8 protein-coding genes are annotated in these 6,733 nt (G+C 62.0%); 1 reads left to right on the top strand and 7 read right to left on the bottom strand.

Annotated features, from left to right (window positions below; genetic code table 11):
• The 7 genes from ZRA01_RS19590 to ZRA01_RS19560 all read right to left on the bottom strand — a co-directional run.
• Positions 1-1,258 (bottom strand): TolC family protein (locus tag ZRA01_RS19590; RefSeq protein ID WP_141355059.1); only part of this gene is annotated, 1,258 nt, incomplete at its 3' end.
• 59 nt (positions 1,259-1,317) lie between these two features.
• Complete coding sequence (locus ZRA01_RS19585) at positions 1,318-1,503, bottom strand: hypothetical protein (RefSeq protein WP_141355058.1); 186 nt, start codon at positions 1,501-1,503, stop codon at positions 1,318-1,320.
• A gap of 15 nt (positions 1,504-1,518) precedes the next feature.
• A complete protein-coding gene (locus tag ZRA01_RS19580) occupies positions 1,519-1,872 on the bottom strand; it encodes a copper-binding protein (RefSeq protein WP_246093776.1) in 354 nt (117 codons plus the stop codon).
• Between the two features lie 15 nt (positions 1,873-1,887).
• Complete coding sequence (locus ZRA01_RS19575) at positions 1,888-2,319, bottom strand: DUF411 domain-containing protein (protein WP_141355057.1); 432 nt, start codon at positions 2,317-2,319, stop codon at positions 1,888-1,890.
• A 116-nt stretch (positions 2,320-2,435) separates the two neighbouring features.
• Positions 2,436-3,101, bottom strand: coding sequence for a c-type cytochrome (locus ZRA01_RS19570; protein ID WP_141355056.1), 666 nt, complete (start codon positions 3,099-3,101; stop codon positions 2,436-2,438).
• Between the two features lie 37 nt (positions 3,102-3,138).
• Positions 3,139-4,560 (bottom strand): multicopper oxidase family protein, encoded by a 1,422-nt coding sequence (locus ZRA01_RS19565; protein ID WP_141355055.1) that lies wholly within the window; start codon positions 4,558-4,560, stop codon positions 3,139-3,141.
• A gap of 16 nt (positions 4,561-4,576) precedes the next feature.
• Positions 4,577-6,019, bottom strand: coding sequence for a TolC family protein (locus tag ZRA01_RS19560; RefSeq protein WP_141355054.1), 1,443 nt, complete (start codon positions 6,017-6,019; stop codon positions 4,577-4,579).
• Between the two features lie 490 nt (positions 6,020-6,509).
• Between ZRA01_RS19560 and ZRA01_RS19555 the strand changes: the two genes are divergently transcribed.
• Positions 6,510-6,733: response regulator (locus ZRA01_RS19555; RefSeq protein ID WP_141355053.1), on the top strand; the 224-nt coding region annotated here is incomplete at its 3' end.

Genomic DNA, 6,733 nt, shown 5'->3' with positions numbered 1-6,733 from the left:
TTCGTTCGATTTCTGCAAGGCGCATCTGCGCGTCGGCCTGGGCCTTGATACGGTTTTGACGGGCCTGACGGATCTGCCGCTGGGCGTCGAGCAAGGTGGCGAAATCCACTTTGCCGGTTTCGTAGCCGGCCAATGCCGCCTTGAAAGTCAGTTCGGATTGCGGCAACAAGCTGGTTGCGGCAAGGGCTTCGGTGCGCCGGGCGGCGTCGAAGCCGGACAGGTTCTCGGCCAGTTCCCCCAAAACCTGGTTGGCGGTAGCGTCGCGACGGGCTTGGGCGGCCGACAACATGGCCTCCGACTCGCGCTCCTGGGCACGGCGGGAGCCCTGCTGCAGGGGCAGGTTCAGTTCGACCATCAGCTCCCATTCCTTCACGGAACCCTGGTACTGGATCGGAGAGACACCCAGCGTGAAGTCCGGGTAGCGGTTCTTGTAAGTCAGTTCGCGACTCTTCTCGGCCGAGCGGATCCGGGCCTCTTCGGCAAAGAGCTGCGGGTTCTTTGTCCGCACACGCTCCTCAAGAGCCAGCGGGTCGAGCTGGGCCGGGGCTGGCAGCGTTCTCAGCCGCTCTGGCACTGCAAGTGGGGACGCGCTGGGCCTTGCAAGGAGGGCATTCAGCCTCGCCTGCCATTGCCGGCGCTCATTCTCTAGGGCAACCAACTCACTCTTCATGCCGGTTTGCTCCACCTGCGCCCGAATCACGTCCTGCTGAGCTGCCAAGCCACCTGCGTAGCGCACCTGGGCGATTTTCTCCAGGCGTGTCATCAGGTCGAGGATTTCGCGGGTCAGTTGCTCGTTGCGATGCACGTACTGAAGCTGCGAGTAAGCGGTCTTGATGCGGGCGGCGAGCTCCGCCCAAGTGCCGCTGGCGCGGCCGTCGGCGCCACGCGCGTCGAGTTCGGCGATCTCCCGCTTCAGGTCGCGCTTGCCGAGCCATGGCACGTCCTGCATCAGCAGGTAGCGCGTGCTGCCGACGCGGGCCGGCGCCAGCGTCGGGTTCTGCTCGCCCATGCGGGTGATGTCACGCAGTTCGGTACGAAACTTCGGGTCCGGCAAGGCGCCGGCCGGCGTGACCCGCTCGGCGGCGGCTTCAGCCTCGTAGCGCATCGAGGCGTATTCAGGATTGCGGCTGCGGGCGAAGTCCAGCAGCGACTCGACGTTGGCACCAAGCGGGACGTCCTGGGCATGCGCAACCAGACTGAATGCCCCCAGCAGCACGGCGTACAACCAAATTGCGCGCGGTTTCGTACGCATCTTCATTGATGACTCCCTGAATATTGTCGGACTCTGGCAAGTGAAGCCACTTCACCAGAAAGCCGTCACGTCTTACGTCGCCCCTTGCGCTCACGCGACGGCGCCTTGGCGATTCTCTTCGACTCCGGATCGGGCCGCTTCCTGAGAAGCCAGAACCACAGCACGCCCAGCACAAGCCCGGCGCCGCCACTAATCATGAGCAACCCGGTCAGTTGCTCATGATTGAGAATCGATATGTCGACCCGATACATGGCAACACGAACAACTCAGTTGCGCTCCAGATGCACCACGGTCATTGCACCGTTGATCTGATCTGCCATGAAGCGGACTTTGTCACCGGCCTTCAGCTGATCCAGCCAGGCTGGATCCTTGACGCGGAACACCATGGTCATCGCCGGCATGCCGTTGGGCAGCGGGCCATGGGACAGGGTGAGCTTGCCGGCCGACTTGTCCACCTTCTTCACGAGGCCATCCGTCATCTGGGCGGAAACACCGTTTTTTTCGCCGTGCATGGCGGCGTGATCGGCATGCTCATTGGCGGCGATGGCCGGAATGGAAAACACGGAACCCAGGACGGTTGCCAGGACAATCAACGGAGTTTTCATGGAAATTTCCTTCAAGAGAGATATCGGAATTCAGTGACGGGCAAACACGCTGGTCGAACCATCGGCTTTGACGAGCAGCGTTTCGTAGGGCATCGGCTTGGCGCTTTCCATGCCAGGGGAGCCCGGCGGCATGGAGGGAACCGCCAAGCCAACGGCCTTGGGCTTCTCTTTCAGCAGGCGCTGGACATCCGCCGCCGGGACATGCCCCTCGATGAGGTAGTTGCCGACCTTGGCCGTGTGGCACGACCCGTAAGCGTCGGGCATGCCGAGCTTCTTGCGCTGCCCCGGAACGTCTTCCACGTCATGCGTCTTCACGTCGAAGCCCTGGGCACGCATGTGTTCGACCCACTTCCCACAGCAACCGCAATACGGGCTCTTGTACACATCAACCGAGGCCCCAGCCAGGGCGGTGCCTGCCATCAGGCCCAGCACGGACGACAAGATCAGCGTCTGCAGTTTCATGACGATTCCTTTGGTGGTTGGGATGGCTCATTCTGGCAAGCCCACACCGACGAGAAGCTGTCCTGAAAATTACATTTCTGTAATCTTCAGGCAGAGGCTCTGTGGTCCTTGGGCCCCTAGTGTGTGTGCTTGAAGCCGGGCGGATGCGTGTGCCCCTTCTTCTCCACGACGACGGGAGAGACGGGTTCATCCTTGGCATGGTCGCTATGGTCTTCATGAGCGTCATGGGCATCAAGCCCACCGTGACTGTGTCCCTCGCTGGATGCCACAAGCGCCGTGTAGTCCGCCGCAGTCAGCCCGGGCAGCCTCTGGAGGAAGGCAACCAGATCCCAGATCGCTTCATCCTCCATCCCGCCCTTCGACCAGGCGGGCATGCCTGAAGCCTTGATTCCGTGCTTGATGATCCAGAACTGACGGGCCTGGGCGAATTGGGGGTCGAGCGCAGCTTCGGGCTTGACGGTCAGCTTTGGGGGTGTCGGATAGAGCCCTTTCCGGATCTCCGAGTCCTCTGCTTCCGGAGACAAGTGACATCCCACACACATCGCGTCGTAGTTACCCGAGCCCCGGCGGACCCGTTCCGGATTCGTCAGATCAACAGGCGGCTTGATCTCACTTGCCCGAACTGCGATGGAGCGCTCACGCGCGAATTCGAGCAAACGATAGGTCAGCGGGTGATGGGGCTCGTCGGCGGCAACGTTGATGGCGCCGGAGTAAAGAAGGACGGCCCCTGAAGCCGCACCCACGGCAGCCAGAACCGCCAGGGTGATCAGAGTCTTGTTCATGATGGGGTTCCTCAGTGCTTGTTATCGTGAGTGGAACTCAGTGACCGGAATGCGGGCCGGGCTTTCGGACCTGCACTTCGGTTGCTGCGGGCTTGCCCGTCGCCGGCATGGATTGCCCCCCCTGGGTTTTTGCGCGCGGCGGCTCAGCGGCGGGCCCGGTCCATTCATAGGCACGGGTGCCGGGAGGCTGCTTGTACCAGCCGGGGTCGGAGTAATCGCCGACCTTCTGCTCGGCACGGACTTTCAGGACAGTGAACATGCCGCCCATCTCCACCGCACCATAGGGGCCTTGGCCTGTCATCATCGGAAGGGTGTTGTCCGGCAGCGGCATCTCCATTTCACCCATGTCGGCCATGCCGCGCGCTCCCATCACCATGTAGTCGGGAATGAGATCGGTGATCTGCTTGGCGGCCTCCCGGTGATCGACCCCGATCATCGTCGGCACGTCATGGCCCATCGCATTCATCGTGTGGTGGCTCTTGTGGCAATGGAAGGCCCAGTCACCGGCTTCGTTGGCGATGAACTCGACTTGACGCATCTGCCCGACGGCGATGTCGGTCGTCACTTCCGGCCAGCGCGACCCCTTGGGCGTCGGGCCGCCGTCGGTGCCGGTGACCGTGAATTCGTGACCATGCAAGTGAATCGGATGATTCGTCATCGTCAGGTTGCCGACGCGGATACGTACCCGGTCGTTCTGGCGCACATTGAGGGAGTCGATGCCCGGAAATGCCCGACTGTTGAAGGTCCACAAGTTGAAGTCGAGCATCGTGTTCACCTTCGGTGTGTAGCTGCCGGGATCGATGTCGTAGGCGTTCAGGAGGAAGCAGAAATCCCGGTCCACCTCGTCGATAAGGGGGTGCCGCTCCTTCGGATGGGTAACCCAGAAGCCCATCATGCCCATCGCCATCTGGGTCATCTCGTCGGCGTGGGGGTGATACATGAAGGTGCCTGGCCGGCGTGCCACGAACTCGTAGACGAAGGTCTTGCCAGGGGGAATCTGAGGTTGATTGAGTCCGCCGACACCATCCATTCCGCTGGGCAGGCGTTGCCCGTGCCAATGAATGGTCGTGTGCTCGGGCAGGCGGTTGGTGACGAAGATGCGGACCCGGTCGCCTTCGACCACTTCGATCGTTGGGCCGGGGCTTTGTCCGTTGTAACCCCACAGGTGGGCATTCATGCCAGGAGCGATCTCCCGCACAACCGGCTCGGCCACAAGGTGAAACTCCTTGACGCCCTTGTTCATGCGCCACGGCAACGTCCAGCCGTTGAGGGTGACCACCGGGTTATAGGGCCGACCGGCGCCGGTGACGCCTCGCGGGAAATGCGGAGGCGCCGTGTTCGGATCCTCCTTCAGGATGAGTTCAGGAAGTGCGGCCATGGCGACGGAACTGACCGAGGCCGCGGCCACGGCGCCACCGGTCAGGCCCAGGCTTTGGATGAATGCGCGACGGGATGTCATCGGGTGTCCTTTCGGTTCAGTGATCCGGACGGCCGGTGCTGGCCGGGGAAGTGCGCGCGGCGGCGGCCAAGGAGGGCTTGCCGATCAGGGCCATTTGTAGATCACTCTGGGCAATCCAGTAGTCACGCAGGGACTCGATGTAGCTGTTCACGCTGCTGATCTGGGAGCGGGCGTCGGCAAGCAGATCGAAGACCCCGATCAGCATGCCGTTGTAGCGCAGTAGGTTCTCTTCGGCGATCCGCTTGTTGAGCGGCACGATTTCGTCCCGGTAATGCTTTGCAATGTCGAAGCTGTTGCGATATGCCGAATAGGCTTCGCGGACTTCCGAACGGGCGTTGATGGCAGCTTCCGCCGCACGTTCAACGGCCTGGCCATAGATGGCTTCCGCCTTGGCAACCTTGCTGCCGCCAAAGTCGAAGATCGGGAGTTCGAAACTCACTTCGTAGCCGCGCTTGTAGCCGCTATCTCGTGTTCCCTCCAGGACACGCGCCGGCCCGAACTCCAGCACGTTGATGAAGCGTGTGGCCTGGGTGAGGCCAAGGTTCTTGGCCAGCGCCTCGGTTTCGAGACGGACCGCCTGGAGATCAAGGCGCTGATCCAGTGCCGTTTGCTCGACTGCCGGCAGCTCGTCGGGCAACTTGGGCAGATCTGGCAGGCGCTCGGGGAGTCGAATCGCCTGGGGTGATGGCAAGCCCAGCAGCTTGGTCAGCCGCTCCCGTGCCGCAATGCTGGCTTGCTCGGCCCGAGCCAGTTCGAGGGCTGCGGAGGCATAAAAGCCTTGCTCGCGCGCCTGCTGCAGCCGGTTGAAGTTACCGACTTCCGCCATCTTGCGGGCCAGGCCAGCGCCGGCTTCCGCCGCCTGCTTTACTTTTCGGAGGTAACGGACCGACTCTTCGGCCGCGATGGCACCAAAGTAGGCCTTGCGCGTCTCGGAGGCCAGCCTCGCCACCTCCAGTGCCGTCATGCGCTGGGTCTGGGCGAAGTTGCGTTTCTCGACCTCCACGGCAAGCGGCATGGTGATCAGCGCGAACAGGTTGAAGGTCAGCACCTGTTCGATCTTGAATTCGCGTACCCCATTCTCGGCGCGGCTGGTACGAAGCATCGAAAAATGGGGGTTCGGCAGGCGCCCGGCCTGGACCATCTCGGCTTCGCTGATCCCAAGATCGTAGAATGCGGCGCGGAGTCCCCGGTTGTTGTAAATGGCGACCTGAACAGCATCCTCAGCCGCCAGGGGCTTGGCCAGCAGCTCGATCACACGTGTATCGATCTCCTTGCGGGCCTCGTCGCTCCTGACCCATTGGGCATCGGCACCAATACGGGCGCGGGTCGTTTCCCGGACGGTGTCGAAGCCTCCGTCCGGGGAGAAGCTGGCACAGCCGCTCAGAACCAGCGTTCCAAGCACCAGGGCGTTCAGCGTCTTGGTGGAGCCAAAGTGTCGTGCGGATAGGGTTGAGCGCATGACGAATTCCTAATGGTGATGGCCGGTATGGGCTGGCGCTGAAGGCGGCGGCGTCACTCCGCTCTCCTTCTGCAAAGCCCCATCGGTATTGGCAGGTGCCGCATGGCCTGCATGCGTGCCGCCTGTACGCAGGACTCCTTCATTGGCCGCTCGCCACCCGCCAACGGGGGCGTCCGACCAGGCACGATAATCGGACAAGGAAGACGCATAAGGGGAAGTCCTGGAAGCAGGCTCCAGGGTGGGCGGCTCAGTAGCCACGACGCTTTTCGTCAAGGCCAGTGCCAGCAGTCCGAGCAGGATTGATCGCATCGGTCGTCTCCATGGGGTCAAAGGGATACCTCGGGAATCTGGTGTTCCCATGGCGAGCAGTGTGCGGCGCAAAAACCGACAGGAGACTGACCCGGGAATTACATCTTTGTAATCTTGGGAAGAATGGAAGTGGCTTGCGCCAAACTAATGCTGCCAAATGGAGAATGCTGCGAGGAAGACCATGAAAATACTAATCGTCGAGGATGAACCCAAAACAGGGGACTACCTCAAGCAAGGGCTGGTTGAAGCCGGCTTCAATGTGGATCTGGTCCGGGACGGCATGGACGGACTGCACTTCGGGATGACTGAAGCTTACGACCTCATCGTGCTCGACGTGATGCTGCCGGGGCTCGATGGTTGGCGTGTCCTGCAGGCCCTGCGCAAGGCCGGCAAGGAGATGCCCGT

Origin of the sequence: Zoogloea ramigera (genome assembly GCF_006539865.1) — a bacterium.
GTDB lineage: Bacteria > Pseudomonadota > Gammaproteobacteria > Burkholderiales > Rhodocyclaceae > Zoogloea > Zoogloea ramigera.
Note: the sequence above shows the minus strand (reverse complement) of the source record. Positions and strands in the feature narration are given on the sequence as shown.